The sequence below is a fragment of the Nioella sp. MMSF_3534 genome (genome assembly GCF_030732985.1).
Lineage (GTDB): Bacteria > Pseudomonadota > Alphaproteobacteria > Rhodobacterales > Rhodobacteraceae > Nioella.
Genome location: NZ_JASHJX010000007.1, coordinates 81,097 through 106,745 on the forward strand (window position 1 = coordinate 81,097; position 25,649 = coordinate 106,745).

At 64.6% G+C, this 25,649-nt stretch carries 21 protein-coding genes, 2 tRNA genes and 1 pseudogene; 10 read left to right on the forward strand and 14 right to left on the reverse strand.

Translation table 11 applies throughout. From position 1 onward, the window contains the following. Positions 1–47: 47 nt before the first annotated feature. Genes RBB16_RS04795 through RBB16_RS04825 form a run of 7 tightly spaced genes read right to left on the reverse strand, consistent with a single transcriptional unit; the run spans position 48 to position 6,390 of the window. Positions 48–980 (reverse strand): AEC family transporter, encoded by a 933-nt coding sequence (locus RBB16_RS04795; protein ID WP_306045080.1) that lies wholly within the window; start codon positions 978–980, stop codon positions 48–50. Then, entirely contained in the window at positions 981–1,778 is a 798-nt protein-coding gene (locus RBB16_RS04800) for an MBL fold metallo-hydrolase (protein ID WP_306045081.1), read from the reverse strand. Continuing rightward, the gene (locus RBB16_RS04805) at positions 1,778–2,584 is read right to left on the reverse strand and encodes a TatD family hydrolase (RefSeq protein ID WP_306045082.1); all 807 of its coding nucleotides are present in this window, start codon (positions 2,582–2,584) and stop codon (positions 1,778–1,780) included. The genes RBB16_RS04800 and RBB16_RS04805 overlap by 1 nt, the downstream gene beginning before the upstream one ends. Positions 2,585–2,618: 34 nt before the next feature. Then, positions 2,619–3,755 carry a DNA polymerase III subunit delta' gene (locus RBB16_RS04810; protein WP_306045083.1) on the reverse strand — a complete coding sequence of 379 codons (1,137 nt, stop codon included), beginning with the start codon at positions 3,753–3,755 and terminating at the stop codon, positions 2,619–2,621. Next, positions 3,752–4,363, reverse strand: a complete 612-nt coding sequence (gene tmk / locus RBB16_RS04815; RefSeq protein WP_306045084.1) for a dTMP kinase — start codon at positions 4,361–4,363, stop codon at positions 3,752–3,754. Before tmk ends, RBB16_RS04810 begins: the two co-directional genes overlap by 4 nt. Next, positions 4,363–5,529 carry a D-alanyl-D-alanine carboxypeptidase family protein gene (locus RBB16_RS04820; protein WP_306045085.1) on the reverse strand — a complete coding sequence of 389 codons (1,167 nt, stop codon included), beginning with the start codon at positions 5,527–5,529 and terminating at the stop codon, positions 4,363–4,365. The genes tmk and RBB16_RS04820 overlap by 1 nt, the downstream gene beginning before the upstream one ends. 18 nt (positions 5,530–5,547) lie before the next feature. After that, complete coding sequence (locus RBB16_RS04825) at positions 5,548–6,390, reverse strand: SPOR domain-containing protein (protein WP_306045086.1); 843 nt, start codon at positions 6,388–6,390, stop codon at positions 5,548–5,550. A gap of 232 nt (positions 6,391–6,622) precedes the next feature. Between RBB16_RS04825 and RBB16_RS04830 the strand changes: the two genes are divergently transcribed. Then, positions 6,623–6,712: transfer RNA gene (locus RBB16_RS04830), tRNA-Ser, on the forward strand. A gap of 527 nt (positions 6,713–7,239) precedes the next feature. Next, a pseudogene (locus RBB16_RS04835) lies at positions 7,240–7,941 on the forward strand (IS6 family transposase); the annotation flags it as partial. 12 nt (positions 7,942–7,953) lie between these two features. On the opposite strand, the gene RBB16_RS20630 reads toward RBB16_RS04835, so the two are convergent. Both RBB16_RS20630 and RBB16_RS04840 read right to left on the reverse strand, forming a co-directional pair. Continuing rightward, the gene (locus RBB16_RS20630) at positions 7,954–8,157 is read right to left on the reverse strand and encodes a DUF6538 domain-containing protein (RefSeq protein ID WP_371931212.1); all 204 of its coding nucleotides are present in this window, start codon (positions 8,155–8,157) and stop codon (positions 7,954–7,956) included. 117 nt (positions 8,158–8,274) lie between these two features. Beyond that, positions 8,275–8,348, reverse strand: a tRNA-Cys gene (locus tag RBB16_RS04840). A 388-nt stretch (positions 8,349–8,736) separates the two neighbouring features. Here RBB16_RS04840 and RBB16_RS04845 point away from each other — a divergent pair. The 4 genes from RBB16_RS04845 (at position 8,737) to RBB16_RS04860 (ending at position 13,044) form a co-directional block, all read left to right on the forward strand. Then, positions 8,737–9,390 (forward strand): protein-L-isoaspartate O-methyltransferase, encoded by a 654-nt coding sequence (locus RBB16_RS04845; RefSeq protein WP_306045087.1) that lies wholly within the window; start codon positions 8,737–8,739, stop codon positions 9,388–9,390. 50 nt (positions 9,391–9,440) lie between these two features. Then, the gene (locus RBB16_RS04850) at positions 9,441–10,817 is read left to right on the forward strand and encodes a TolC family outer membrane protein (protein WP_306045088.1); all 1,377 of its coding nucleotides are present in this window, start codon (positions 9,441–9,443) and stop codon (positions 10,815–10,817) included. A gap of 117 nt (positions 10,818–10,934) precedes the next feature. Continuing rightward, entirely contained in the window at positions 10,935–12,158 is a 1,224-nt protein-coding gene (locus RBB16_RS04855; RefSeq protein ID WP_306045089.1) for a hypothetical protein, read from the forward strand. 46 nt (positions 12,159–12,204) lie between these two features. Further along, positions 12,205–13,044 carry a rhomboid family intramembrane serine protease gene (locus tag RBB16_RS04860; RefSeq protein WP_306045090.1) on the forward strand — a complete coding sequence of 280 codons (840 nt, stop codon included), beginning with the start codon at positions 12,205–12,207 and terminating at the stop codon, positions 13,042–13,044. Between the two features lie 93 nt (positions 13,045–13,137). On the opposite strand, the gene efp is transcribed toward RBB16_RS04860, so the two are convergent. Continuing rightward, positions 13,138–13,701 (reverse strand): elongation factor P, encoded by a 564-nt coding sequence (gene efp / locus RBB16_RS04865; protein WP_071690646.1) that lies wholly within the window; start codon positions 13,699–13,701, stop codon positions 13,138–13,140. A gap of 214 nt (positions 13,702–13,915) precedes the next feature. Between efp and RBB16_RS04870 the strand changes: the two genes are divergently transcribed. Beyond that, the gene (locus tag RBB16_RS04870; protein ID WP_071690647.1) at positions 13,916–14,227 is read left to right on the forward strand and encodes a DUF6280 family protein; all 312 of its coding nucleotides are present in this window, start codon (positions 13,916–13,918) and stop codon (positions 14,225–14,227) included. 130 nt (positions 14,228–14,357) lie between these two features. On the opposite strand, the gene RBB16_RS04875 is transcribed toward RBB16_RS04870, so the two are convergent. The 4 genes from RBB16_RS04875 to RBB16_RS04890 form a co-directional block, all read right to left on the reverse strand. After that, on the reverse strand, positions 14,358–16,634 hold the full coding sequence (locus tag RBB16_RS04875) for a TRAP transporter fused permease subunit (RefSeq protein WP_306045091.1): 2,277 nt from the start codon (positions 16,632–16,634) through the stop codon (positions 14,358–14,360). A 106-nt stretch (positions 16,635–16,740) separates the two neighbouring features. Beyond that, the gene (locus RBB16_RS04880) at positions 16,741–17,736 is read right to left on the reverse strand and encodes a TAXI family TRAP transporter solute-binding subunit (protein ID WP_071690649.1); all 996 of its coding nucleotides are present in this window, start codon (positions 17,734–17,736) and stop codon (positions 16,741–16,743) included. Between the two features lie 237 nt (positions 17,737–17,973). Next, complete coding sequence (locus RBB16_RS04885; RefSeq protein WP_306045092.1) at positions 17,974–19,320, reverse strand: sigma-54 dependent transcriptional regulator; 1,347 nt, start codon at positions 19,318–19,320, stop codon at positions 17,974–17,976. Continuing rightward, positions 19,317–21,173, reverse strand: coding sequence for an ATP-binding protein (locus RBB16_RS04890; protein ID WP_306045094.1), 1,857 nt, complete (start codon positions 21,171–21,173; stop codon positions 19,317–19,319). The genes RBB16_RS04885 and RBB16_RS04890 overlap by 4 nt, the downstream gene beginning before the upstream one ends. A gap of 30 nt (positions 21,174–21,203) precedes the next feature. Here RBB16_RS04890 and RBB16_RS04895 point away from each other — a divergent pair, with 30 nt between their 5' ends. The 3 genes from RBB16_RS04895 (at position 21,204) to RBB16_RS04905 (ending at position 25,633) form a co-directional block, all read left to right on the forward strand. Continuing rightward, positions 21,204–22,715, forward strand: a complete 1,512-nt coding sequence (locus RBB16_RS04895; RefSeq protein WP_306045095.1) for an amidase — start codon at positions 21,204–21,206, stop codon at positions 22,713–22,715. 66 nt (positions 22,716–22,781) lie between these two features. Further along, positions 22,782–24,305, forward strand: coding sequence for a malonyl-CoA synthase (locus RBB16_RS04900; RefSeq protein ID WP_306045096.1), 1,524 nt, complete (start codon positions 22,782–22,784; stop codon positions 24,303–24,305). Further along, positions 24,302–25,633 carry a CoA transferase gene (locus tag RBB16_RS04905; RefSeq protein WP_306045097.1) on the forward strand — a complete coding sequence of 444 codons (1,332 nt, stop codon included), beginning with the start codon at positions 24,302–24,304 and terminating at the stop codon, positions 25,631–25,633. Before RBB16_RS04900 ends, RBB16_RS04905 begins: the two co-directional genes overlap by 4 nt. Positions 25,634–25,649: the final 16 nt, after the last annotated feature.

Below are 25,649 nucleotides of genomic sequence, written 5' to 3' on the forward strand. Positions count from 1 at the left end.
TCGGGTAGAGGGCTGATTACGCTGGGCAGAGCCGTTTCACAAGCGCGTCACGGCAACAGCAACAGCCAGCCGGAGGCCGTCAGCACCGTGGCCGCGGTGCCGATCAGTACGGCCGAGGCCGCAACCCGCCGCGCCGCGCCATACATATTGGCGAAGAGATAGGCGTTGACTCCGGGGGCCATGGACGCGGTCAGGACCGCGCTGCGCAGCTGATCGGTGGTAAGATCGGTGACCACCCGCCCCATGCCATAGGCGATGGCGGGGTGAACCAGCAGCGACAGGCCGCAGACAAAGGCAATCACCTTGGCATCGCCCTCGGGCCGGTAGCGGTAAAGAACGCCACCCAGCCCGAACAGCGCGGCAGGCAGCGCGGCGCGGATCATCAGGTCGAGCGCGTCACCCACGACGCCGGGCATTTCAAGGCCGCTCAGATTGGCGGCAAAGCCCAGAAGGATGCCGATCATCAGCGCGTTGCTGAACACCGCCTTTCCGACCGTGGTGACCAGCCGCAGCGGATCCCGGCTGGCGGCCGTTGCGATTTCCATCGTGGTGATGCCGAGCACGTAGCAAAACGGCGCATGGATCGCGACAATCGCATAGTTCGGAACCAGCGCGTCGATTCCGTAGGCCCGTTCGGTGATCGGCAGGCCCAGAAGAACCGAATTCGCAAAGAGCGCCACGAAGCCGATGGCGATACTGTCGGCGATGCTGCGCCCGAACACAAAGCGCGCGCCAAGAATGCCCAGGACAAAGACGGTCGTGGACCCCGTGTAGTAAGACAGCAGCAGCCGCCAGTCGAAGCCTTGCCCGAGATCCAGAGTCGAGATCGCGGAAAAGAGCAGGCAAGGGATCGCGAATTTCTGGGTGAACACCATCAGCCCGTCAACGCCGGCATCGGAAAACAGCCCGCGCCAGACGGCGATATACCCGGCCCCCAGAACAAGAAAGACCGGCAGCACAATGTCGAGAAGCGCAGTCATTCAGAGCTCGTATCGGATCACCAGCCCGTCATGGGCGGGGGTGATGTGGTCGGGCGTTTCGTCGGCTACCGTCTGGTAGTCGAGGTCGATATGCATATTGGTCAGCACCGCGCGGCGCGGGCCAGCGCGCTCGATCCAGCCCAGGGTCTTGTCCAGATGCGCGTGGCTGGGGTGCGGCGTGCGGCGCAGGGCGTCGACGATCCAGCAATCGAGGCCTTCCAGCGCGGGCCAGGTCGCCTCCGGGATATCGGAGACATCCGGCAGATATGCCAGGTCGCCGATGCGAAACCCCAGGCTGTCGATATTGCCATGCTCCACCTCGAACGGGGTCAGACGGATCGGGCCGCCGGGGCCGTCGATCTCGATCTCGTCGTCGATGGAACAAAGATCGAGGATCGGCGGATAGGCCGAGCCTTCTGGCTGAACGAAGGCATAGCCGAAGCGGCTGAGCAGGTCGTTTTGCGTGGCCCCATCGGCATAGACCCGGATGCGCTGGCGCATGTTGAAGACGATCATGCGCAGATCGTCGATCCCGTGCACATGGTCGGCATGGCCGTGGGAATAGACGACGCCATGCAATTCCCCCACGCCTGCGTCCAGCAGCTGAGACCGCAGGTCGGGCGAGGTGTCGATCAGAACGCGGGTGATACCTGCGTCGGTTTCGCGCTCGATCAGCATCGAACAGCGGCGGCGGCGGTTTTTCGGGTTCTCCGGGTCGCAATCGCCCCAATGCCCGCCAAGCCGGGGCACCCCGCCAGACGATCCGCAGCCCAGAATGGTAAAGCGCAGCTCTGCCATCAGGCGGCTTGCCTCCAACCCTTGGCCTTCCAGAACAGCCGGTCGAAATTGGCGGTGGTCTGGGCGAAGAACTCCGCCTCGCTCATGCCAAAGGTTTCTGCCGCGCGCTTGGCCGTGTGGAAGGTGTAGGCCGGTTCATTGCGCTTGCCGCGATAGGGCGGGGGGGCGAGGTAAGGCGCGTCGGTTTCCACAAGGATGCGGTCCACCGGTGCGGCGGCGAAGATGTCGCGCAGATCGGACGAGCGCGGGAAAGCGGTGATCCCCGACATCGACAGGTAGAAGCCAAGCCCAAGCGCCGTTTCCGCCAAAGCGGGCGACGAGGTGAAGCAATGCATCACGCAGGTGAAGGTGCCTTTCGCGTGCTCCTCTGTCAGGATGCGGGCCATGTCGCCATCGGCATCGCGGGAATGGATGATAAGCGGCAGGCCGGTTTGCCGCGCGGCCTCGATATGCAGGCGCAGGCTGTCCTGCTGCACCTGGGCGCTGTCGGCAGTGTAGTGGTAGTCGAGCCCGGTTTCGCCGATGCCCACGAATTTGGGGTGCTTGGCCAGAGCCACCAGCTCCTCGACCGTGGCCATGGGCTCATCCGCCGCGCTCATCGGGTGGGTGCCGGCTGCCCAGAACACCGGCGCATGTGCGTCGGCGATGGCCTGAACCTGCGGGACATTGCGCAGCTTGGTGCAGATCGTCACCATCCGCGTCACGCCCTGATCAACGGCCCGTTGCACGACCTCCGGCAATTCCTCGGCGAAATCCGGGAAATCGAGGTGGCAATGGCTGTCGACAATATCCGGCAGGTCACTCATCAAGCGTCGTCCTTTGCGCCTTCCCGTGGATGGATCAGAGGGGCAGGCGCTCGGCGGTGCTGCCAATCCGCAGACACATATCAAGGAGAAGCGCGGCAGGGTCAAGGTTGACCGCCTTGCCGCGCCGGGCACGCGAGGTCAGGTCTGCCGAAAGATCGGCCCAGGCCCGGCCTGCCTGCATATTGGGCGCCAAACGGGTCAGCAGATCGGCCTCGCCGGGCAGGATTTCCAGCGGCGCTTGGCCAGTGGCCCCGGTGCGCGCAAGCCGCGACATCATCCGGTCCATCAGATCGAGCGTCAGGTCAAACCGCGCCTCGGCCCCGCGCGCGCCGCCGCTGTCGGCCAGCTTGGTCGCGCGGCTACGGTCCATGCGGGGCAGGGTGGCGAAAAGCTCCATAATCTCGGCGTAGAGCGTCAGGCCCTCTTGCTGGATCAGCGCCACCGCCTCGCCCGCCGATCCGGCGGCCAGTTCGGACAGCGCGGTACTGTCCGCCACTTCGATCCCGGCCTGCTGCAAGGCGCGGCCCATATCCTCGGGCCCGAGCGTGCCAAGCGTCAGGGTGCGGCAGCGCGACCGGATGGTGGGTAGAAGACGCGAGGGCTGATGCGAGACCAGCAGCAGCGTGGCGTTCTTCGGTGGCTCCTCCAGCATCTTCAGAAGGGCATTGGCGGCGTTCTGGTTCATCTCTTCTGCCGCATCGACGATGACCACGCGGCGGCCATTGCCCCCGGCGGACAGGCCGAAGAAATCCTTCATCTTGCGAACCTCATCGACCGTGATCATGGTCTTGAGGCGCTTTTTCTCATGATCCCAGGGGCGGCGGATCAGGCACAGCCCCGGTTCCGACAGAGCATGGATGCGATGCGCGACGGGGTTCTCGGGCGAGATATCCAGCCGGTCGGGCGGCGGGGGCGCACCGAACAGCGCATCACCCTCATCCATGGGCGTGGCCAGCAGGAACCGGGCAATCCGCCAAGCCAGTGTCGCTTTGCCGATGCCCTTTGGTCCGGTGATCAGCCATGCGTGATGCATCCGGCCTGAATTATAGGCCTCCAGGAACGCCTGCTCGGCCTTGTCGTGACCATAAAGGTCATGCGCCTCTCGCGGATGCGGGGCCCCTTCGGCGCGGTCGGCTTCGGGCAGATCATCGGCTTCGCCCAGAGTTTTCATGCCAGCGCCGCCTGAACGGTGGCCAGCACATCGGCGGCCACAACCTCCTGAGGCCGGTCGCCGTCGAACACGCGGAAGCGATCGGCAAATTCCTGGGCCAACCCAAGGAACCCCGCGCGCATGCGTTCCTGAAGCTCCAGCCCGAAATCCTCGAACCTCTCCTCGGTGCCGTTGCGACCCTTCGCGCGGGCCAGCCCCTTGGCCGGGTCCATGTCGATCAGCAGCGTCAGGTCCGGTTCACGCCCGATCATCAGCGAATGCAGCGCGTCCACCTGTGCGCGCAGATCGCCCCGCGACAGGCCCTGATACATGCGGGTGCTGTCGGCGAAACGGTCGCAGATCACCACTTTCCCGGCGGCCAGAGCGGGCAGGATCGTGCGTTCCAGATGGTCGCGGCGCGCGGCGGTAAAAAGCAGGATCTCGGTTTCCGCAGACCAGCGGTCGGGGTCGCCCTCCAGCACCAGCGCCCGGATTTCCTCAGCACCGGGGGACCCGCCGGGTTCACGCGTCAGAACCGTGTCGCGGCCCATTGCGCGCAGGGCATCTGACAGCAGGCGCGCCTGAGTGCTCTTGCCCGATCCGTCGATGCCTTCAAGGGAAATGAACATCAGCCGGCCAGAGGATCGCCGCCGCCGAAGACCATCTGCATGACCTGTTCGAAGGCGGTACGCAGCCGCAGCCTGATCCCGGCGGTGCCCACGTCCTGCGTGGCCAGCAATGGCACGCGGCGTTCCTCCATATCGGGCACGCGGATAACCAGCTCCCCCAGTTCCTGGCCCGCGACGATTGGGGCCTGAATGGGGCCGGTATAGATCACTTCCGCCTCCATCTCGCTGTCCAGAAGGGCGGGCAGCAGCATGGTGACGCTTTCGGCGGCGGCCAAGCCAACACTGGCGGCATCGCCAAGGAAAACCTCGGCCTGCGCCACTTCGGTGCCCTCGGTCACGACCTCGCGTTCGGCGAACTGCCGGAAGGCCCAGTTGACGATGCGTTCGCTTTCGCGCGCCCGCGCCTCGGCGCTGCCAAGGCCCGAGATCACGAAGGTGACCCGCCGATTGCCCTGCACGGCAGATCCGACCAGCCCATAGCCCGCCTCTTGCGTATGGCCGGTTTTCAGACCATCCGCACCAATCCCCAGCCCAAGCAGCGGGTTGCGGTTGAAGCGGTTGTCGGGCGCGCGCCCGTCAAAGGCGAACTCACGGACGTTGAAGTAGTGGTAATACTGCGGAAACTCGGTGATCAGACGTTCCGCCAGAATGCCCAGATCGCGGGCAGACATCACGTGGCCCGGCTCTGGCCAGCCATTGGAATTGCGGAAGGTGGAGTTCATCATCCCCAATTGCCGCGCCCGTTGCGTCATCAGCTCGGCAAAGCCGTCCTCGGTTCCGTCCGGTGACAGCGCCTCGGCCAGAACCGCCGTCGCGTCATTGCCCGAGAGCACGATAACGCCAAGGATCAGATCCTCGACGCTGACCCGGTCACGGGTGTTGAGAAACATGGTCGAGCCGCCGTAATCCATTGCGTGCTGGCTGACCGGCAGCATTGTATCAAGCGCCAGCCGCCCGTCCTCCAACGCCTCGAACACCATGTTCAGCGTCATCAGCTTGGACATCGACGCGGGTGGCAGGGGCACGTCGGCATTGAGATCCAGCAGAACCTGCCCGGTATTGTGGTCGATCACGTAGGCGGCATTGGCCTCGGTCTCGAACGCGGCGGCGGGCAGGGCCAATAGCCCGAGAAGGAAGACGATGACGAGGTGAAGCCGGGCGAACATGGGTCCTCTTTGCGCAGGTCAGTTGGTTACGAAATAGGCGTCGGTGAAGCCAAGTCCACGTACGGTTTCGCGCATCCGGTTGCGCTCTGCCGTGGTCTGGGCCGGGCCGATCACGACGCGCCAGAAGGTGCGGCCGCTGCTGGATTGCTCATGCACAATGGGCGAAAGGTCGGCGTCGCGCATCATCTGTGCGGTGCGGTTGGCATTGGCCTCAACGCTGAAAATGCCGATCTGGATATAGGGCCGGTCCAGGCTGCTGGTTTGCGGGGCAGGGGCGGGGCTGGCGGCCTCGGCTTCCGCCTCGTCGATCGCGGCGGCGGCCATACTGATCGGGTCGATGGTCGAGGTTTCGATATCGCCAGTCGGTGCGGCGGTGTCTGCGGCGGGGGCGATCTCGGGTTCGGACACTTCCTCGCGCCGCAGTGCGGTCACGTTCAGCTCGGTCGGCGCACCGGCCACCATGTTCAGCGCGGCGGCCGCATCGGAAGAGACCTGCAGAACCGGGCCAGGGTTGTCACGTTCGCGCCGGAACAGCGCCCCGATGACGAACCGGCCATTGGCCTCGTTGCGGATGATCACCCGTTCCGGGTCGGTTGCATCCGGGTGCGCCACCCAGACACCGCCAAGCGAAGGCCGCCCGTCCCAAAGGCCCTGGTCTGTTTCCTGGAAGACCTCGGGCGCTTCGATGTCGCGTTCCACCAGTCGGGTTGAACCGGAGCGTTCCGACGTGGCGCCACCGCCACCGCCCGCGCCTTGCCCGAAGGGCAATTGGAACCCGTCCTCGCAGCCCGTAAGCGCAAACACAAGTGCCAGCGCCCCAACAATCCGCACCGGCTGTCCGTAGCCCTTCAGAAAGCTCATCATCTTTCCCCTGCTCTGCCGCCCCATCGCGCCTTATATCCTGCGCTTGACCCGAGGCGTCGCCGTCCAAGTCGCCGAAACCCGTCCGGCCATTCGCGCAAAGGATACAGCTTCCCCCGCGCGCTGCAAACCCATCCGTGACGCAATCGGCAACATCCTGCGGTCATTGCCGTTTCCGTGGCCACTTTCAGAATCGCAAAAGAGGCGCTATCGGGGGCTTCCGACCCCCAACGGAGGAGTGGCAGAGTGGTCGAATGCACCGGTCTTGAAAACCGGCGTGCGTGAAAGCGTACCGTGGGTTCGAATCCCACCTCCTCCGCCACCCACATAACCCATTGATAATAATGTAGAATACCCGCGATTTCCCTTCGGAATTCCCGCGGGTTAGGCCTGTTTGGTGCTGGGAGAGACGCGTCTCCGGGGCGGGATCCGGCGCATTTCGACTGCGGGTCTCTGATGCAAGCAACCCGCGGGTCAGTTTTCGGGGTGATTTCCCTGCTCGCAGGGAATTTGCAGGGAATTTTTTCTGATTTGGGAGGTTTTCGGGGGCCTTGGTGGAATTTAATTCAGCGATACCAATGCCCTGGAAGAGAATTCCCTACTGGGCCAGGCTGGGAACTTGCAGGGAATTCGACCAAGCGATCCAGGACGTTTTGCATCCGCCCTGATGCGCGTGGTCAACGACTTTCTCTGAACCGATCAGGTGAAGCCGTAGCGGCGCTCCTGCTCGTCCCAATTGAGTGGAACCTGGTCGCGGATGATCCGCTCGAGACACAGCTCAGGCGGCTGGGTGGCATTGTCAGAAGAACTTCGCTTGAGGCGGGACAGAGCGCTAGCTAGCGTCCCTGCATGTCCAAACCCAGTCCCTTCAAGTACTTCAAAACCAGCCCGGAGATCTTCCGCCTGGCGGTGATGCTCTACGTCCGTTTTCCGCTCTCGCTCAGGAATGTCGAAGATCTCCTTAATGAAAGGGGTATCGATATCAGCCATGAAACGGTCCGATATTGGTGGCACAGATTCGGTCCGATGTTCGCCTCGGAGATCCGAAAACGAAGGATCGAAGGGATGAAATCCAGCCGATGGCGCTGGCATCTCGACGAAATGTTCGTGAAGATCAACGGTGAGCGTCACTACCTCTGGCGGGCGGTTGATCAAGAGGGCGAGGTGTTGGAAAGCGTTGTCACCAAGACGCGAGACAAGAGGGCAGCCCTGAAATTCCTCAAGAAGGCATTGCGGAAACACGGTCAGCCCAAGGTTATCGTGACGGATCGCCTCCGCTCCTATGGCGCCGCCTTGAGGGAGATTGGCGCGGGCGACCGGCAGGAGACGGGTCGCTGGCTCAACAACAGGGCGGAGAATTCGCACCTGCCATTTCGACGACGGGAGCGGGCGATGCTTCGCTTTCGGCGCATGCGAAGTCTTCAGAAGTTCGCCGCCGTCCACGCATCCGTCTTGAACCACTTCAACCAAGTCCGCAGCCTCTCGAGTAGACACCATTTCAAGATAAATCGCGCCGCTGCTCTGGCTGAGTGGCGCGCTCTCTGTTCGGCACAAGGGACAGGCCTACTGTCCGTGTGGAGACTGGTTAGAATTGGTCTGACAGCACCCTACCGCATGTTTGCGACAGGCAATCTCAGCTTCGGTCAGGCTGTCTGTTTTCAATGACCAGCGCCAGTGGTTCCTGCCAAGAACAGGGCGAACATCATCAGGTATGCGCCTGGAGAACTGGTAGGTGTTTCCGCGTTTGGCGAGGAATTTGACCTTCATCACTCACACTTTGACTCACAGTTTGTAGCACAGCGCGACTCACAACCTGCGCTCTAAGGCCTTGAAAAACAAAGCCCATACTGGAATCATTGGGTATTTTTCGTCAAGAAGAATGATTGGAGGCGAGTACCGGAATCGAACCGGTGTACACGGATTTGCAATCCGCTGCGTCACCACTCCGCCAACTCGCCGCCGGTGGTGTTGGCGCGTTTTGCCCCATTCTCGGGGTTTGTGCAAGCGGCTCTTTTGGGGGAGGTGACGCCTGCTCGCAAACGGGCGTCATGTGCGTCGGAACTGGCCGAGAGAACATGGCATTCCGGTCTTGACCGGGAGGCGGGTCCGGGATGCGAACCGGTGATGGGGTGCGATATTGCAAACCGCTGCGTTCGACCACTCCGCGAACGCGCCCGACCTTGTTCGATTCATCATCTCGCTTGATTGATCCCTGAGACGCACCTGGCGAATGCGCTGTTTCTGCATCGGCGAGGGGCGCACCGGATGCGCGCGGCGGCTTGTCCGTTGCCCCTGCTGGCCCACTGTGGCAAGAGGGGCGAAACAACAAGCTTCCCGGGTTCGAACATGCAAGATTTTGCCACCCTCCGCACCGTGATGGTCGACACTCAGGTCCGCACGCAGGACGTCACGAAGTTCAACATCATCGAAGCCATGCTGACCGTGGCGCGCGAGGCATATCTGCCCGAGGCGCTGCGCAACGTGGCCTATATGGGCGAGAACGTGACGCTGGAAGGCGGCCGTGTGGTGTTGGAACCGCGCAGCCAGGGCAAGATGCTGGATGCTCTGAATGTCGGTCAGGACGAGCTGGTGCTCGATCTGGGCTGCGGTCTTGGCTATTCGGCGGCGGTGCTGGCGCATCTGGCCGAGGCTGTCGTGGCCGTGGAAGAGGTTGCGGGCATGGCCGAAGACGCACAGTCCACGCTCAGCGCGCAGGGCGTCGACAATGTCGCCGTGATCGAAGGCGCGCTGGCCGAGGGCAGCGCCAAGCACGGCCCCTATGACGTGATCTGCATTGAAGGCGGGGTCGAGACCGTGCCCGATGCGCTGACCGATCAGCTCAAGGAAGGTGGCCGTATCGCGGCGATTTTCATGGATGGCCCCCTTGGCGAATGCCGGATCGGGCACAAATTGGATGGCAAGATGAACTGGCGCATGGCGTTTAACGCGACGGCACCCGTTCTTCCCGGCTTCACAAAGCAGTCGGGTTTCGTCTTATAAACTGTAACCCCGGGGTTCCCACCGGGGGGTGTGACCGGGGGAAAGAACATATGCGTGCGACGATCCTGAGACATCTGGCCGCCACGGCGATTGCCGTCGGTGCCGCGCTGTCCCCCTTCGCGGCAAGCGCCGACAGTCTGTCCGACGCGCTGGCCGATGCCTATCGGAACTCCGATCTTCTGGAACAGAACCGCTATCTTCTGCGCCTGCAGGATGAAAGCGTCGCACAGCAGGTTGCCGGGTTGCGGCCGGTTCTGTCCTTCGTGGCCTCATCGCAATGGGATATCCCGGCCGATCGCCAGACGGACCGTCTCAGCCTCGTGGCCTCGATGCTGGTCTATGACGGCGGCGGCCGTCGCCTGGCCCGCGATGCGGCGCAGGAAACCGTGCTGGCCACCCGTCAGGGGTTGGTGAACCTCGAACAGCGGGTGCTGCTCGATGCGGTGACGGCCTATATGCAGGTCTGGCGTGACATGCAGGTCGTTCAGGTCCGCGAAAGCAACGTGCGGGTGATCACCCAACAGCTGCGCGCGGCAGAGGACCGGTTCGAGGTTGGCGAAGCCACCCGGACCGACGTGGCGCAGGCCGAGGCGCAGCTGGCGCAGGCGCGTGGGGCATTGGTGGCCGCGCAAGGCGCGCTGATGATCGACCGCGAACTGTTCGAGATTGCCGTGGGGCGCGGGTCAAACGGGCTGTCCGGGCCCGGCGGGTTTCCGTCTCTGCCCGCCTCCGAGGACGAAGCCGTCGCCATCGCGCGGGTGTCGCACCCCGCGATCCTGGCCCTTCAGCATGAGGTCCGCGCCGATGAGCTGAGCCTTGCCGCTGCCCGCACCGACTACGGTCCCGAGGTCAGTGTTTCGGCCTCGACCGGCTTTGACCCGGCGCCGTCTGCGAATGGTGAGGGGTCTACGCGTTTGTCCATCGAACTGACGCAGCCTCTTTATGCGGGTGGGCGGCTTGCCTCTGCAGAACGGATTGCATTGGCCACGCTGCACGCGACCCAGGCTGAACTGAACTATGCCACGCGCGAGGTGTTGCAGGGTATCGGCAACGCCTATGCGCAGATTCGAATCGCCTCGGCCTCTATCCAGGCCTCGCAGCAGCAGATTCGCGCCAGCCAGCTGGCCTTCCGCGGCATTCAGGAAGAGGCATCGCTTGGCGCACGGACAACGCTCGATGTGCTGGACGCCGAACAGGACCTGCTGGAGGCGCGCATCGGCCTGATCGAGGCCCAGACATCGCTGTACACCGCAAGCTATGGGCTTTTGGCGGCCATGGGCCTGCTGACCGTCGACCATCTGGGGCTGGACGTGCCGGAATATGACCCGACGGCCTATTACAACGCGGTCAGCGGTGCGCCGATCCGGCCGATTTCACGGCAGGGTCAGCAACTGGATGCGGTGCTGGACCGCCTTGGGCGCGACTGAGCCCGCGATAGGCACAAGTTTAGCTATCCATTGCCCGAACGGCCCGCGGAGTCTATCCTGCCCGGAAAACAAACCCTTGTGCCCCGGGGCAGGTGCGGCAAGAGCGGAGTGGTCCAAATGGCAGACGCGGCGAAATCCGATGAGATCGAGGATGTCCTGTCCTCTATCAGGCGACTGGTGTCCGAACACCAGCCCCCGGCGCGATCCGAACCTGCCAGGGCAGAGGCGTCGGAGCCGCGCCCTGATGGTGTCGTGCAGCCCCCTGAGGACGCGCCGGCTGCGGGTGACCGCCTGCTTCTGACACCGGCCTTGCGCGTCACCGACCCGGAGGATCCCTGGGTTCCGATTGTCCCGCGCGCCGGGGAAGCGCAACAGTCAGAGAGTGCGGACAGCGCCCCTGTCGAAAACGCGGATATCGCGCGCGATGACGGGGCCGATTGGGCGCGCGAATTGTGGGCCGACGACTCTGCCGGCGACGTTGAGGTGCCGGAGGTGCAGGCTGAGCACATGCCGGATCCGCAATTGCAGGCCGACCAGTGGGAGGCGGGTGACCTCGCGGCAGCGGAAGGCACCCCGCTGGATGACGGGCTGACCGACCCGGTCGATGTAACCGAGGCCTTGTTGCAGGACGTGGCAGAGGCCGCCGCCGAGGTGGATGATGAGGAATTCGCCGATGTGCCCCTGTCCTTCATCCGCAGCACATCGAGCGTCAGCGATTACGAGCCGGGTGAGGATAACGATGCGCTTCCCGATGGGGACCTGCCCACGCCGACGCTGGAACTGGCCGAGGCCCGCGCAGCAAATGCCCCCCCGGCTGAAAACGCCCCGCGCGTGAAGGTGGAAATCCTGCGCGCGCAGGCGGATCCGGTTGAGGATGGCACCCTCGCCACAGGGGAAGGGTCTGAGCGGTCGGACGAGATCGCGGAACAGGTTGCGGCGGACCTGGTCCGGGAACAGGCTTTCGAAGCCGAAGCCGAAGCCGAAGCCGAAGCCGAAGCCGAAGCCGAAGCCGAAGCCGAAGCCGAAGCCGAAGCCGAAGCCGACGAAACCTCGGAACCGGTTGACGAAGACGGAGTCGTGACCGATTTCCTCGCGCGTGAAACAGAGGTAAAGGGCCCGTCTCCGGACGCGCTCGACGATGTGGAGGACCTGGGCGAAACCCCGTTCGCCTTCCCCGATGACGGGGACGGTTTCGTGGATGAAGAAGCCCTGCGCGAGATCATTGCCGAGGTCGTTCGCGAAGAGCTGCAGGGGGAAATGGGCGTGCGCATCACGCGCAATGTGCGCAAGCTGGTGCGCCGTGAAATCCGCCTGGCGCTTGCCGCGCAGGACATCGAATAGGGTCATGGCCCTTGACCTTGGGGCGTGAGAGTCCAATCTGGACCTCATGTTTCCATTGCGCGATCACAACCCGTCCGAACGGACTCCTTTCGTCACCTGGGCGCTGATCGCGATCAACGTCGTGGTGTTTCTGAGCTATTTTCCCAGCATCGGCGGTCAGGAACATCTGCTGATGGCCTTCTACATGGATTGGGCCCTGGTTCCGGCAGAAGCCTCTCAGGGGCTGGAGATGCATACGATCATCACCTCCATGTTCCTGCATGGCGGCTGGATGCATATCATCGGCAACATGCTGTTTCTCTATATCTTCGGGGACAATCTGGAGGATCAGCTCGGGCATATCGGCTATCTGATCTTCTACCTCGCCGGTGGTGTCGCGGCGGCCTTCGCGCAGATGGCGGCGGATCCGGGCTCGACGGTGCCCATGGTCGGCGCATCGGGGGCGATCGCCGGGGTGATGGGGGGGTATCTGATGCTGTTCCCGAGGGCGCGGGTGGACCTGGCGCTGATCATCTTCGTGATCATCAAGGTCATCACCGTGCCCGCCTGGCTGATGCTGGGTCTGTGGTTCGGGCTGCAGCTGGTCAATGGCGCGGCGATGGATGCGGCGGGTGGCGGTGTCGCCTACTGGGCCCATGCGGGTGGGTTCATCGCCGGTGTGGTTCTGATCCTGCCCGCCTGGCTGCGGCGGGGTGGGCCTGCTTTCTGGCGCCTCAATCACGGGCTACCACCGCATGAAGCGCGCAACAGCGAACCCAGATGGACCTACACAACCCGGTCGGGGCCGCGACGGTCTGAACCGGAGGAGATCGGGGACAACACCCGTATCCCCCGTGCGGGACAGCGCCGGGTGGATCGCCGGTCGCCCTGGGGTGGGTCCCGCTGAAACGCCTGCCGCCCGGTCCAACGTCTGGATCCGGGCGGCAAAGAATTTTGCAAAATTCTTGAAAGATCCTTCAAGGATCTTCCCCGCGCTTCGTCACGCGCGTTCGGAATATTCCATCGTTTCGGTGTTGACGACGATCATCTCGTCCTGGCCCACGAAAGGCGGCACCATGACCTTGACCCCGTTATCGAGGATCGCGGGCTTGAAGCTGTTGGCAGCGGTCTGTCCCTTCACCACCGGCTCGGTCTCGACGATCTTGCAGGTCACCTTCTGCGGCACGGTGGCGTTCAGGGCTTCGGACTCGTAGAACTCCACCACGATGGTCATGCCATCCTGCAGGAAGGGGCGGCGGTCGCCAAGCAGGTCGGCGGGCAGTTCGATCTGTTCGTAGGTTTCGGCATCCATGAACACCAGCATACCGTCGCTCTCATAAAGGAACTGCTGGTCCTTCTGTTCCAGCCGGACCCGTTCCACCTTGTCGGCGCTGCGGAAGCGTTCGTTCAGTTTGGAACCGTTGCGCAGGTTGCGCATCTCGACCTGGGCGAAGGCACCGCCCTTGCCAGGTTTCACATGATCCACTTTCACGGCTGCCCAAAGGCCGCCGTTATGTTCCAGCACGTTTCCCGGGCGAATTTCGTTGCCGTTGATCTTGGGCATGAGTCTTTTCCGTGGCGAAAGGTTGAGAAAATCTTGGCAGATCCTATATCTGCCGTTGGCAGAGGTGGCAATACACCTGAAATTGAGAGGATTGTGCACCAGGCATGCGGTACGTGCATACCTAGTATGCGAAGATTACACACCCGAATCGCTCATACTATGGGCATAAGGGACGCCACGCCGGAAATGCAAGAGCAATAAAAAGGACGACGGAATGAGAGATTTCGTTGATGGAACGGCATTCAACCACGAACAGGGCCAGCGGTCCCGCAAGCTGTTTGCGGCCGTGGTCCTTGCCGCTTTGGATGACGCCATCGCTGATGACAAGAAATACGGTAACGGCCCCGAGCAGATCGCCCGGTGGGCCCGGTCCCGTGATGGGCGCGAGGTTCTGTCCTGCGCCGGTATCGACCCGAATGAACGGGTGGTCGATGGCCTGATGGCATTCGTTGCCAACGGGGTGCGGACCTCTGTCGCGCTGTCGCGCGAGGAAAGCGAACGCCGGAACCAGGCCGAAGCCGCCTGACCAGATCTGACAAGCTGCCAGAAAAAGACGCGCCCTTTTGGGGCGCGTTTTTCGTTTTCGGCGGCAGAGGACATGAAGAAGGGCCGCCCGAACCGGACGGCCCTTCGGTCTCTTTGACCTGCGCCAAGGCTCAGTCTGCGCCCCGCACATCGAAGGTGGCATCGGGCGAGGGGTGGAAGACCTTCTGCACGAAGAAGATTGCCACAGCGCCCCCAAGGCCGATGATGTCAGACACCCATCCGCCTTCGATCATGAACAGCGCCGCCGCGACAAGACCCACGCGCAGGAACCAGGCGGTGCGCCCGCCCATGAACCAGCCCTGCATGCCGCAGGACAGCAGGAACACGCCCACGGTCGCGGTGGTTGCGGCGCGGATCACTTCGAACCACGTTCCGTCCATCAGGATGGCCGAATTGTAGAAGAACATGAAGGGCACCACGAAGGCCGAGATCCCGATCTTGAAGGACGCCACCGAGGTCTCCATCGGGTTTGACCCCGATATCCCCGCCGCCGCGTAGCTGGCCAGCGCCACCGGCGGCGTGATGGCCGAGACGACCGCGAAGTAGAAGACGAAGAAATGTGCCGTCAGTTGCGGGATGCCGAGGTTCACGAGGCCCGGCGCCACCACGGACGCCGCAACCGCATAGGCCGCCGTGGTGGGCATGCCCATCCCAAGCAGGATCGCGATGCACATGGCGAAGAACAGCGCCAGCAACTGCGAGGCCGCAGCGATATCCAGCAGCATCGAGGAGAAGCGCGCGCCGACGCCCGTCAGGCTGATCACACCCACGATGATACCCGCACAGGCACAGACCGCGATGATCTGGATCGACATGATCCCCGCCAGTTCGAACGCATGCAGGATCGAGCGCAGGCCCATCCGGTTGGGGGTCAGCCAGCTGACGACAGCCGCCGCCACTGTGGCCAGCGTGCCCGCCCGAATGACCGAGTAGCCGTAGAACAGCGCCACGATCAGGATGATGATCGGAACGAACAGATAAACCTGACGGATCATCTTGTTCAGCTTCGGCAGTTCATCCTCGCGCATGCCGCGCATGCCCAGTTTGGCGGCCTCCAGATCGACCATGAAATAGATCGACGCGAAGTAGAGGATCGCCGGGATGATCGCCGCGATGGCAATCTCCTGGTAGGGGATGCCGGTGATCTCGGCCATGATGAAGGCGCCCGCGCCCATGATCGGCGGCATGATCTGCCCGCCCGTGGACGCTGCGGCCTCGATCGCGCCAGCGGTCTTCTTGTGATAGCCCACCTTCTTCATCAGCGGGATCGTCAGCGACCCGGTGGCCACCACGTTGCCCGCAGAGGTGCCGTTGATCATGCCCATCAGGCCCGAGGCGAAGATCGCCACCTTGGCGGGACCACCGCGCGCGCGACCGGCGGCGGCGAAGGCGAAGTTGACGAAGTAGTCGCCCACTTTCGACGCCTGCAGGAAGGCCGCGAAGATGATGAACAGGATGATGTAGGTCGAGCTGACCGCCGTGGTCGGCCCAAGGATGCCCGCATCCGAATAGACATGGCCGAAGAAGCGCTGCCATGTGTAGGGCGTCTGCACGGCCAGGATACCGGGCAGCAGGTGCGCCGTGAAAGTATAGGTCAGGAACACCCCGGTGATGATCACCAACGCCAGACCCGCCACGCGGCGCGTCAGCTCCATGATCAGGGCCGTGCCAGCGGTGGCGGCGAAGGCCACGCCGATGGGAACGAAGGGCGTCCCGACCGAGTTCCGGGCGGCGGTGCCGTAGATCGCCACGAGGTAGACGGCGACAACCAGCCCACAAGCGGCAAGCACGATGTCCGAGGTGGCAAAGCGGTCGCGCGGGGCGTTTTCGAACCAGCCCAAAACGATGGCGCCGATTGTGGCCACCAGAAGGGGCAGACCGAACCAGTAGATCTCCTGCGCGTAAACCTCAGCCCCGGCAGGAATCTGCGGGCTGGAAATCCAGACCGTCAGGCCGCCCATTTCCTGAAGCGTGCCCGAGTTGATGAGCATGGCAAAGCCGATGGCCGTATAGGCCGCCACCGCAACAGGCAGCAGCAGAAGATAGCCCGCCTTGGACAGAAGCGGTGTTGCCGGACGCTCCTCGTCCCGGAAGAGCCGGGCAGAAAAGAGGAGGAACCCAAGAACAACGGCGCCCGCGATATGGACGATGCGGAAGTTCCAGGTTTCCAGCGGGAATTGCGGCAGGAAGGGAATGTCGATCCCGGTCCAGTCGCTGATGGACACGCCGTTCAGCGCCAGCATGTGGAAAGCGGCATAAAGCGTCGCCAGCGTGGCCAGCAGGATGGCGGATGTTCCGCCGAAAAGCCGCCGGTTCCGTTCGACGGGTTCTTCATCCACGCCCTCTGCGAGAATGATGTCCTCGTCTTGTGCAGTTTGGTTTGTCATGGTCCCCTCCGCTCCGCCCGGGGAGAGATGTCAGGCGGATCCCGGTTTGAAAAATGCCGCGCCCTGGGTTGGGGCGCGGCACGGGTTTTCAGGCCTCAGGCCGCGATTACATGTCGCCGTGGATCATGTCGGCGGGGATGTCCGCGCCGGCGTTTTCGGCGAACCACTGGGCGGCACCGGGGTGCCACATCAGAACACCGTTGCGGTCCCAGTTTTCCGGCAGGGTGGAGCGGGCGGCACGGTGGATGTTCACCATGCGCTCGTTATCCGACATCACCACATCGACGACGGCATAGACGAAGCTGGCCGGCAGGTCGCAATTGGCGATGGCGAAGTTCCACATCGAGACCGAGCGCGCAGGCGCTTCCAGCGTGGTGTAGGTGTCGGCTGCAATGTCGAACTGGCTGACCGGGAAGGCCTCCATGATCGTGGCCTGCTCTTCCTCGGTGAACTCGATGATGTTCACGTCGGTCTGCACTTCCAGCTGGCTGACGGCAGGAACCGGCACACCGGCAGCGAAGGCGATCACGTCAAGCAGACCGTCCTGAAGCTGGCCGCCAAGGTCGGACCAGCCGCCGTTACGACGCTCGAAATCGACGCCAAGCGTTTCCATCATCCGCGGGAAGTAGGTGTCCGAGGTGGAGCCTGCGGGGCCGAAGCCGATGCGGGCGCCTGCCGGGATGTCGGCGATGGACGCAATCCCCGACGAGGCCAGCGCGGTGACCGAGAACGGCGTCTGATACATCGGGAACATGGCGCAGGCGTTGGTCATCGGAAGGCCCGGCGCGATCGGGTTGGTGCCTTGCAGCGATTCCGCCGCCGGGCCCATGGTGGTCATGCCGAACTGCGCTTCGCCGGTGTGGACCAGCGCCATGTTCTGCATTGGGCCACCCGTGACTTCGCCGCCGCCGGTGATGCCAAGCTCTTCCGCCACAAGGTTGGCCCAACCGGAGCCATAGGCGAAATAGGTGCCGCCCTGAGACGCGGTGCCGACGGTGAAGCTTTCAGGCCAGCCTTCGCGGTCCATGTGGCCATCGGCGAATGCGACGGTCGTGGTCAGCGCGGTGGTCAGCGCGAACGCCGTGACTTTGGTGAATTTCATTGTGAGTTGTCCTCCGGTTCATGCCGGTCGTTTCCGGCTTTGTCCGAATGAAGCCTCCTCTCCATCCGGGGCCCTCAGGCGGGCCATGCACGGCGCAGTAGCGGGAAAGGCCGCTTCCGGTTCAACTGCCTTGCAAGCGGGAAATGGCTGCCATGCAAAGAAAACCTGACGGATGGGTCGCGCAGGGGACAAACCGGGCCTCCGGGTGTTCCGAAGGCGACACATCGCGCGGATAAGTCAGCCCTCGTCGGTGAATGACCCGCGCGACAGCCCGTGTTTCTGCATCTTCTCATAGAGCGCCTTGCGGCTCAGCCCGAGCGATTCATAGGTGTCTTTCAGGCTGCCCCCATGGGCCGTCAGGCTGGCGGCGATCAGGGATTTCTCGTGCTCCGCCATGCTGTCGGCGAGGCTGCGGCCCTCAGCGCCGGATGACGCCGGGTTGCCGATATCCAGATCGAGCCCCAATGCGAAGCGGTCGGCGGCGTTGCGCAGCTCGCGCACATTTCCGGTCCATTTGCGGGCGGCAACGGCGGTCAGCACGGCACCGGGAATTTCCGGGATCGGCAGCTTGTAGCGGGCAGCGGCCTCGGCCACCAGATGGGTGAACAGCCGTGGGATATCCTCGCGCCGGTCCTCAAGATCGGGGATGCGCAGGGTGACGACATTCAGGCGATAGAGCAGATCGGGGCGGAAGGTGCCAGCGGCGGCCTCTGCCTCCAGATCCTGCTTCGAGGCGGCGATGAACCGGACATCCAGCGCGATCGGGTCGTTGGAGCCAAGCCGTGTTACCGTCCGGTTCTGGATCGCGGTCAGCAATTTGGCCTGCACCGGCTGGCTCATCGCGTCGATCTCATCGAGAAAGACCGTCCCGCCGCGCGCATGTTCGAACTTTCCGAACCGGGCGCGGGTGGCACCGGGGAAGGCCCCGGCCTCATGCCCGAACAACTCGCTCTCGATCAGATCGGCGGGCAGGGCGGCGCAGTTGATATGAACGAAGGGCTTGCCGTCGCGGGCACTGGCGCGGTGGATGGCGCGGGCTGCGACCTCCTTGCCGGTGCCGGTGGCACCCTGGATCAGCACATCGGCCTCGGTCGCGGCAATCGCGCGGACCTGCGCGCGCAGCTTTGTCATCACCTCGGATCGCCCGGTCAGCCGCGCCTCGATCGTGTCGCGCGCGCCCACCTGCCGCCGCAGCGCCCGGTTTTCCAGCGTCAGCCGCCGCTTGTCCAGCGCCCGGCGCACGGTCGTCACCAGCCGGGACGGGGCATAGGGCTTTTCGAGGAAATCATAGGCCCCGTCGCGCATCGACTGTACCGCAAGATCCACGTCGCCGTGACCGGTGACAAGGATCACGGGAAACTCCGGGTCGATTTCCAGCGCCTTGGCCATCAGGGTCAGCCCGTCCATGCCCGGCATACGGATATCGGTGACCAGAATGCCCGGAAAGTCCCGCGCCACATGCGACAGCGCGGTTGCGGCATCGGAAAAGCAGGTGACGTCCAGATCCTCCAGATGCAGTGTCTGTTCCGCCGCCAGCCGCAGGTGGTCCTCGTCATCGACAAAGAGAATGGTTTCGCGGGTCATTGGGCGGCCACCGCCTGTTGATCCGGGGCCTGGGCCAGATCGACGATGAACACGGCGCCTCCTTCGGGATGGTTGCGGGCGGCCAGCGTACCGCCGAAATCTCGCACGATGTTGTACGAGATCGACAGGCCAAGGCCCAGACCCTTGCCGGGGCTTTTGGTGGTGAAGAACGGATCGAAGATATGGGTCAGCGTGTCTTCGGTCAGGCCCGGCCCCCGGTCGCGCACTTCCACCCTATGCCGGGAGCCGTCGCCCAGAACGGCAATCTCGATCTCGGGCCTCTCCAGCGTTTCCATCGCATCGAGCGCATTTGACAGGAGGTTGACCAGAACCTGTTGCAGCCGCACGCGCCCGCCCATCACCATAATGTCCTGCGCAGGCGGATCGTAGTGGACCGTCGCCTTCGCGGCCTTCAGCTTGGGGGCCATCAGGTCCAAAGCATCGCCCAGAACCGCCACCAGAGGGATCGGCCCGATCTTTTCCTGTGGCCGCCGGGCAAAGTTGCGCAGATGCTTTGAAATCGAGGCCATCCGGTCGGCCATCTGTGAAATCAGCCCGACATTCTTGCGCGCGTCCTCGGGGCGGTCGCGGTCGAGGAAGGTGGCGGCGTTTTCGGCATAGGCCTTCACGGCGGCCAGCGGCTGGTTGAACTCGTGGCTCAGGGCCGCCGACATCTGGCCAAGCGCCGCGAGCTTGCCCGCCTGCACCAGTTCCGTCTGGGTCTGGCGCAGACGCTGCTCGGTGGCCTTGCGCTCCTCAATCTCCTGCACCAGCTGCGCATTGGCGCTGTTGAGATCGGCGGTGCGCTCGGCCACGCGGCGTTCCAGTTGTTCGCGATGCTGGCGCTGCTGTTCCAGCCGTTCAACGAGTCGCGCGCGCCGTTGCAGGAACAGGACCGCGACCAGCCCGGCAAACAGGAAGACGAGCACGATCAGCGCCATGGTCTGGCGGGCCTGAAGCAAAGCCGGGCCGGTCGGCGTCAGAACCGACACGCGCCAGCCGACGGCAGCGATCAGCCCGGTGCTGGTGACGAACTCCTCGCGCCCGTCGCCCCCGGTGACGGTCAGCAGATCATGGCCTTGTGTCAGGGCGCGCCGTTCGGTTTGCAGCAGTTGCAGCCGGTCCAGCGGGTATTGCCGCGTGGCGACGATCGTGTCCAACGCCGGTTCGGGGATCGGCCCGAGGCTGTTGAAATGCCAATCGGTGCGGTCAGACAGGAAAATCACGTTGCTGGGGTCGGTCACGACGATGGTGTTGGGGCTGTCGCGCCAGGTGGCCTCGAACTCGTCCATCAGTATCTTGACCGCCACGACCCCCACGATCTCGGTTCCGTCCAGTATCGGGGCGGCGAAATAGTAGCCTCGTTCGCCAGAGGTGGTGCCAAGCGCGTGAAACCGGCCACGTCCTTCGGTCAGGGCGTCGGTGAAATAGGGCCGGTAGTCGAACCGCCGGCCAACGAAAGAGGTCTCGCGCCGGTAATTGCTGGCGGCGATGGTCAGCCCGTCCCCGTCCATCACCCAGATATCGGCGACGTTCAGCGTCAGGGCCGTCTGGCGCAGCTGTTCATTGGCATAGGGCACCAGCCCCTGATTGTCGGGGTCGCGCAGGATGCGGGCCAGAATTGGGCGTTCGGCCAGCAGCCGGGGCAGCACATCGGTGCGGTTGAGGGCACCGCGCAGGGATTCGGTGGCAAGCCGCAGGGTCGATTCCTCCCGCGCCGCCGCTTGCAGAAGGAAGTAGCGTTCCAGCCGGGGCAGGGCGGCAAGGCTGATCCCGACCGCCAGTGCCACGATCACCAGCAGTGATCGCAGGGCAGGCGTGCTACCGAAGCTTCTGGTCAGGCGTCGTCCCATGGGCGGCAATTATGCGGTGCGGCGCAGCGATTGCCCAGACCCCGCGTGATCATGGTTTTCATTGCCGCGCGCATCGCCCATGGTGAGGCGAAACAGGGAGGCGAACACATGGTCGGGACGCAGTTCACGGGGCCGGAAATCTGCGCGAAACCCGCGCATGAGGTCGTGGCGATGCTGAAAGCGGGCGAGGTCTCGCCCGGTGAGCTGATCGACGCGGCAATGGCGCGGATCGCGGCGGTGGAGCCAGCGGTGAACGCGGTGGTGACGACCTGCGAGGCGCGCGCGCGGGCAGCGGTGCCGGACCGGGGCCAAGCCGATCACCCCGGCTGGTTGGCGGGGCTGCCCATTGGCATCAAGGACCTGACCCCGGTCGAAGGGGTGCGCACCACCTGGGGCACGCTTGGCTATGCCGATCACGTGCCCGCCGTCAGCCACCCGCTGGTGCAGCGGCTGGAGGCGCGGGGCGGGGTCGTCCTTGGCAAGACCAACACGCCGGAAATGGGCGCGGGCGCAAACACGTTCAACGCGGTCTTCGGCGCGACCCGCAACCCGTGGGACACGTCGCGCAACGCAGGCGGCAGTTCCGGCGGCGCAGCGGTGTCGCTGGCCACCGGAGAGCTTTGGCTGTCACATGGCTCCGACCTTGCGGGCAGCCTGCGCACGCCTGCCGCCTTCTGCGGTGTCGTGGGCTTCCGCCCCAGTCCCGGCCTAGTCAGCCCCGGCCCCTCGGGCAACCGCTTCCACCCCGAGGCGGTGCAGGGTCCGATGGCGCGGTCCGTTCGCGATTGTGCGCTGTTTCTGGATGCCATGGCGGGCTTCAACCCCGATTGGGCGATCTCCTTCCCGCCGCCGGACGAACCCTTTCAACAGGCCGTGATGCGCGCCGATGAAAAGGTTCGCATCGCGTTTGCGCCCACACTCGGCGGCTTCGCCCCCTGTTCGGCAGAGGTGGAGGCGCATCTTCGACGCGCTTTGACGCAGGTGGCGCGCGCAGGTGGTGTCGTGGAAGAGGACTGCCCGGAGCTGCCGGGGCTGGACCGGGCCTACCGGACGCTGCGGGGCTTGCTGTGGATCAGCGGCACCGGGCGCGAGCCCGAGCATATCCAGCGCCATTACAAGCCGACGCTGGCGCAGAACATCCAGCAGGGGCGTGAGTTGACGGTCGATGACGTGACCCATGCCCATATGGTCAAGTCGGACCTCTTCGACCGGATGGCGGCCTTTCTGAAGCATTTCGACGTGCTGGCCTGCCCGGTCGTGGGCCTGATGCCCGGCCCGGTCGAGGAAGAATTCCCGCGCGAGATGGATGGCCAGCCACTGACCGACTATATCGACTGGCTGAAATTCTCCTTCCTGTCGCCAACGGTTGGTCTGCCCGCGGTGTCTGTGCCGGTGGGTCTATCGGAGAGCGGCCTTCCCGTCGGCATTCAACTGATCGGTTCACCGCGGGGCGAGGCGCGGCTCTTGCAGGTGGCGCGCGCGGTCGAGGCCGCCTGCGGCGGGCCGCTTGGTCCGATCGACCCGGTGGCGTTTCGGGGATGAGCCTCTTGCAGTCGGGGCCGGTTTCGCAGCATCAGAACAAGGTGACGACAGGAAAGGACCGGCCCGATGTATGATAGCAATTACCTCGCCCACAGGCTGCGCCGCGCTTCTGCCGGCAAAGAGGACCGGACCTTCCTGACCCATGCCTCGGACGGGCGGGCCGTAAGCTACGGGGCCTTCTTACACAATGCCGAACGCATGGCCTCGGCCCTGCGCCACATGGGGGTGAAGCCCGGCGACCGCGTGGCCGTTCAGGCCGCCAAGACGCAGGAGATGCTGGAGCTTTACGTGGGCTGCGTGCTGGCCGGGGCGGTGTTCCTGCCGCTGAACACGGCCTATACCCCGGCCGAGCTGCGGTATTTCCTTGGTGACGCGACCCCCGCGCTCTTCGTCTGCGACCCCGGCAAGCTGGAGGCGCTTACCCCGGTGGCACAAGAATGTGGCGTTGACCAGATCCGCACCATCGCCGCCGATGGCACTGGCACGCTGCGCGATGCGCGCGATGCGGAGGCGCCCGGCTTCGATCCGGTGCCGCGCGGGCCGCTGGACCTTGCGGCGATCCTCTACACCTCGGGCACAACGGGCCGCTCAAAGGGCGCGATGCTGACCCACCGGGCCTTGGCGTCGAACTCGGAAACCCTGCGCGACTACTGGCGGTTTACCGATCAGGACGTGCTGATCCACGCGCTGCCGATCTTCCACACGCACGGGCTGTTCGTCGCCACCAATGTGACGCTGATGGCGGGCGGGGCCTGCATCTTCCTGCCGGGCTTCGATGCCGCTGCGATCATGGCGGCGATGCCCGAGGCCACCGCGCTGATGGGGGTGCCCACCTTCTACACGCGGCTTTTGCAGCAGGAGGGGCTGGCGGAGGCCGCGAAGGGCATGCGGCTCTTCGTGTCGGGGTCCGCACCCCTGCTTGCCGAAACCCATGATCGCTGGCGCGCCGTCACCGGCCACGCGATCCTCGAACGCTACGGCATGACCGAGACCAACATGAACACCTCGAACCCCTATGAGGGCGACAGGCGGGCAGGCACCGTGGGCTTTCCGCTGCCGGGGGTGGAGCTGAAGATCTGCGACCCCGAAACCGGGGAGGCGCTGCCGCAGGGCGAGATCGGCGTGCTGGAGGTGCGCGGCGACAATGTCTTCGCGGGCTACTGGCAGATGCCGGAGAAGACGGCGGAGGAACTGCGCACGGACGGGTTCTTCATCACCGGCGATCTGGGGCGCATCGACGAGGACGGCTATGTTCACATCGTGGGCCGCGCGAAGGACCTGATCATCTCGGGCGGGTTCAACGTCTACCCCAAGGAAATCGAGGAGAAGGTCGACGATCTGCCCGGCGTGCTGGAAAGCGCCGTGATCGGCGTGCCCCATCCCGATTTCGGCGAGGCGGTGGTGGCCGTCGTGGTGCCAGAGGCTGACGCGGTGCTGTCCGAGGCGGGTCTGATTGCGGCGATTGCCGGGGAACTTGCGAAGTTCAAGCAGCCCAAGCGGGTGATCGTGCTGCCGGAACTGCCGCGCAACACCATGGGCAAGGTGCAGAAAGCGGCGTTGCGGGAAGAGTATAAGGCTTTGTTTGCATGAGAGAGATTGACGACGCGCTTGGCCTTGGCGGCGACTGGACGGAAACCGGGCAGGGCAGCCTGCCATCCTGTTTCGCGGTCAGCGATCTGGCTTCGGCCTCGGTCGCGGCGGTCGGGCAGGGGGTGGCTGCGCTGCGGTCTGCGCTTGGCGGGGATGCGACGGCGGTCACGGTGAACCGCCGCCTTGCCTCGCTCTGGTTTTCCTTCTCCATCGCGCCGCAGGGGTGGGAACTGCCCCCCGCCTGGGATGACCTTGCGGGCGACTACCGGGCTGCGGATGGCTGGATCAAGCTGCACACCAACGCGCCCCATCACCGGGCCGCCGCGATCCGCGCCCTGGGATGCGAGGAAACGCGCGAAGCGGTGGCCCGCGCCGTTGCCGGTTGGCAGGCGGCGGAGCTGGAGACGGCAGTTGTCACCGAGGGCGGCGTGGCGGCGGAAATGCGCAGTCTCGCGGCCTGGGCCACGCATCCGCAGGGGGCAGCGGTGGCAGCGGAGCCATTGGTGGCCTGGGATACGCCAAGACAGAGCCGCATCCGCGATTGGGGCGGCACGCCGGACAGGCCGCTGAAGGGGCTGCGGGTGCTGGACCTCACGCGCATTCTGGCCGGTCCCGTGGCAACCCGCGCGCTGGCGGGGTTCGGCGCGGATGTTCTGCGCATCGACCCGGTGGATTGGGAGGAGCCGAGCCTCGCCCCCGACGTGACGCTTGGCAAGCGCTGTGCGCGGCTCGACCTGCGCAGCCCGGAAGGGCAGGCGCGGTTCGCGGAGTTGCTGGCCGGTGCGGATCTGTTCGTCAATGGCTACCGCCCGGATGCGCTGGAGAAACTGGGATTGGGGGCAGAGTGGCGGGCCAGGGTCGCGCCGCAGGTGATGGAGATCCGGCTGTGCGCCTACGGCTGGACCGGCCCATGGGCGTTGCGTCGTGGCTATGACAGCCTCGTGCAGATGTCGGCGGGAATCGCTCAGGCGGGCATGGACTGGGCCGGGGCGGACAAGCCGACGCCCCTTCCGGTGCAGGCGCTGGATCACGCCACGGGTTACCTGATGGCGGGGGCCGCCCTTGCGGCGTTGCGCGATGCGGTCGCGGGAAAGGGGCTGCGGAATGCCCGCCTGTCACTCGCCCGCACAGCGGCCTTGCTGGCGCAATACCCGGCGGATGCGCGCGGGGGCCTTGCACCTGCCGGGGAGGCGGACTTCAGGGCAGAGCTTGAGGCCACCCACTGGGGACCGGCCCGCCGGTTGCTGCCGCCGCTTGAGTTGTCCGGGGTGCCGATGAGGTGGGACCGCCCGGCCTGTGATCTGGGAAGTTCAGCGCCGACATGGTGAGCAGAAAGGGCCGCAG

Excerpts from the sequence above, each read along its gene's own strand:
- RBB16_RS04850 (WP_306045088.1), top strand. The coding sequence starts at position 9,441 with ATGCGTGCGACGATCCTGAGACATCTGGCCGCCACGGCGATTGCCGTC.
- RBB16_RS04905 (WP_306045097.1), top strand. The coding sequence starts at position 24,302 with ATGAGAGAGATTGACGACGCGCTTGGCCTTGGCGGCGACTGGACGGAA.
- RBB16_RS04845 (WP_306045087.1), top strand. The coding sequence starts at position 8,737 with ATGCAAGATTTTGCCACCCTCCGCACCGTGATGGTCGACACTCAGGTC.
- RBB16_RS04885 (WP_306045092.1), bottom strand. The coding sequence starts at position 19,320 with ATGACCCGCGAAACCATTCTCTTTGTCGATGACGAGGACCACCTGCGG.
- RBB16_RS20630 (WP_371931212.1), bottom strand. The coding sequence starts at position 8,157 with ATGAAGGTCAAATTCCTCGCCAAACGCGGAAACACCTACCAGTTCTCC.
- RBB16_RS04870 (WP_071690647.1), top strand. The coding sequence starts at position 13,916 with ATGAGAGATTTCGTTGATGGAACGGCATTCAACCACGAACAGGGCCAG.
- RBB16_RS04860 (WP_306045090.1), top strand. The coding sequence starts at position 12,205 with ATGTTTCCATTGCGCGATCACAACCCGTCCGAACGGACTCCTTTCGTC.
- RBB16_RS04825 (WP_306045086.1), bottom strand. The coding sequence starts at position 6,390 with ATGAGCTTTCTGAAGGGCTACGGACAGCCGGTGCGGATTGTTGGGGCG.
- RBB16_RS04880 (WP_071690649.1), bottom strand. The coding sequence starts at position 17,736 with ATGAAATTCACCAAAGTCACGGCGTTCGCGCTGACCACCGCGCTGACC.
- RBB16_RS04900 (WP_306045096.1), top strand. The coding sequence starts at position 22,782 with ATGTATGATAGCAATTACCTCGCCCACAGGCTGCGCCGCGCTTCTGCC.
- RBB16_RS04805 (WP_306045082.1), bottom strand. The coding sequence starts at position 2,584 with ATGAGTGACCTGCCGGATATTGTCGACAGCCATTGCCACCTCGATTTC.
- RBB16_RS04820 (WP_306045085.1), bottom strand. The coding sequence starts at position 5,529 with ATGTTCGCCCGGCTTCACCTCGTCATCGTCTTCCTTCTCGGGCTATTG.
- efp (WP_071690646.1), bottom strand. The coding sequence starts at position 13,701 with ATGCCCAAGATCAACGGCAACGAAATTCGCCCGGGAAACGTGCTGGAA.
- RBB16_RS04875 (WP_306045091.1), bottom strand. The coding sequence starts at position 16,634 with ATGACAAACCAAACTGCACAAGACGAGGACATCATTCTCGCAGAGGGC.
- RBB16_RS04855 (WP_306045089.1), top strand. The coding sequence starts at position 10,935 with ATGGCAGACGCGGCGAAATCCGATGAGATCGAGGATGTCCTGTCCTCT.
- RBB16_RS04810 (WP_306045083.1), bottom strand. The coding sequence starts at position 3,755 with ATGAAAACTCTGGGCGAAGCCGATGATCTGCCCGAAGCCGACCGCGCC.
- RBB16_RS04890 (WP_306045094.1), bottom strand. The coding sequence starts at position 21,173 with ATGGGACGACGCCTGACCAGAAGCTTCGGTAGCACGCCTGCCCTGCGA.
- RBB16_RS04800 (WP_306045081.1), bottom strand. The coding sequence starts at position 1,778 with ATGGCAGAGCTGCGCTTTACCATTCTGGGCTGCGGATCGTCTGGCGGG.
- tmk (WP_306045084.1), bottom strand. The coding sequence starts at position 4,363 with ATGTTCATTTCCCTTGAAGGCATCGACGGATCGGGCAAGAGCACTCAG.
- RBB16_RS04795 (WP_306045080.1), bottom strand. The coding sequence starts at position 980 with ATGACTGCGCTTCTCGACATTGTGCTGCCGGTCTTTCTTGTTCTGGGG.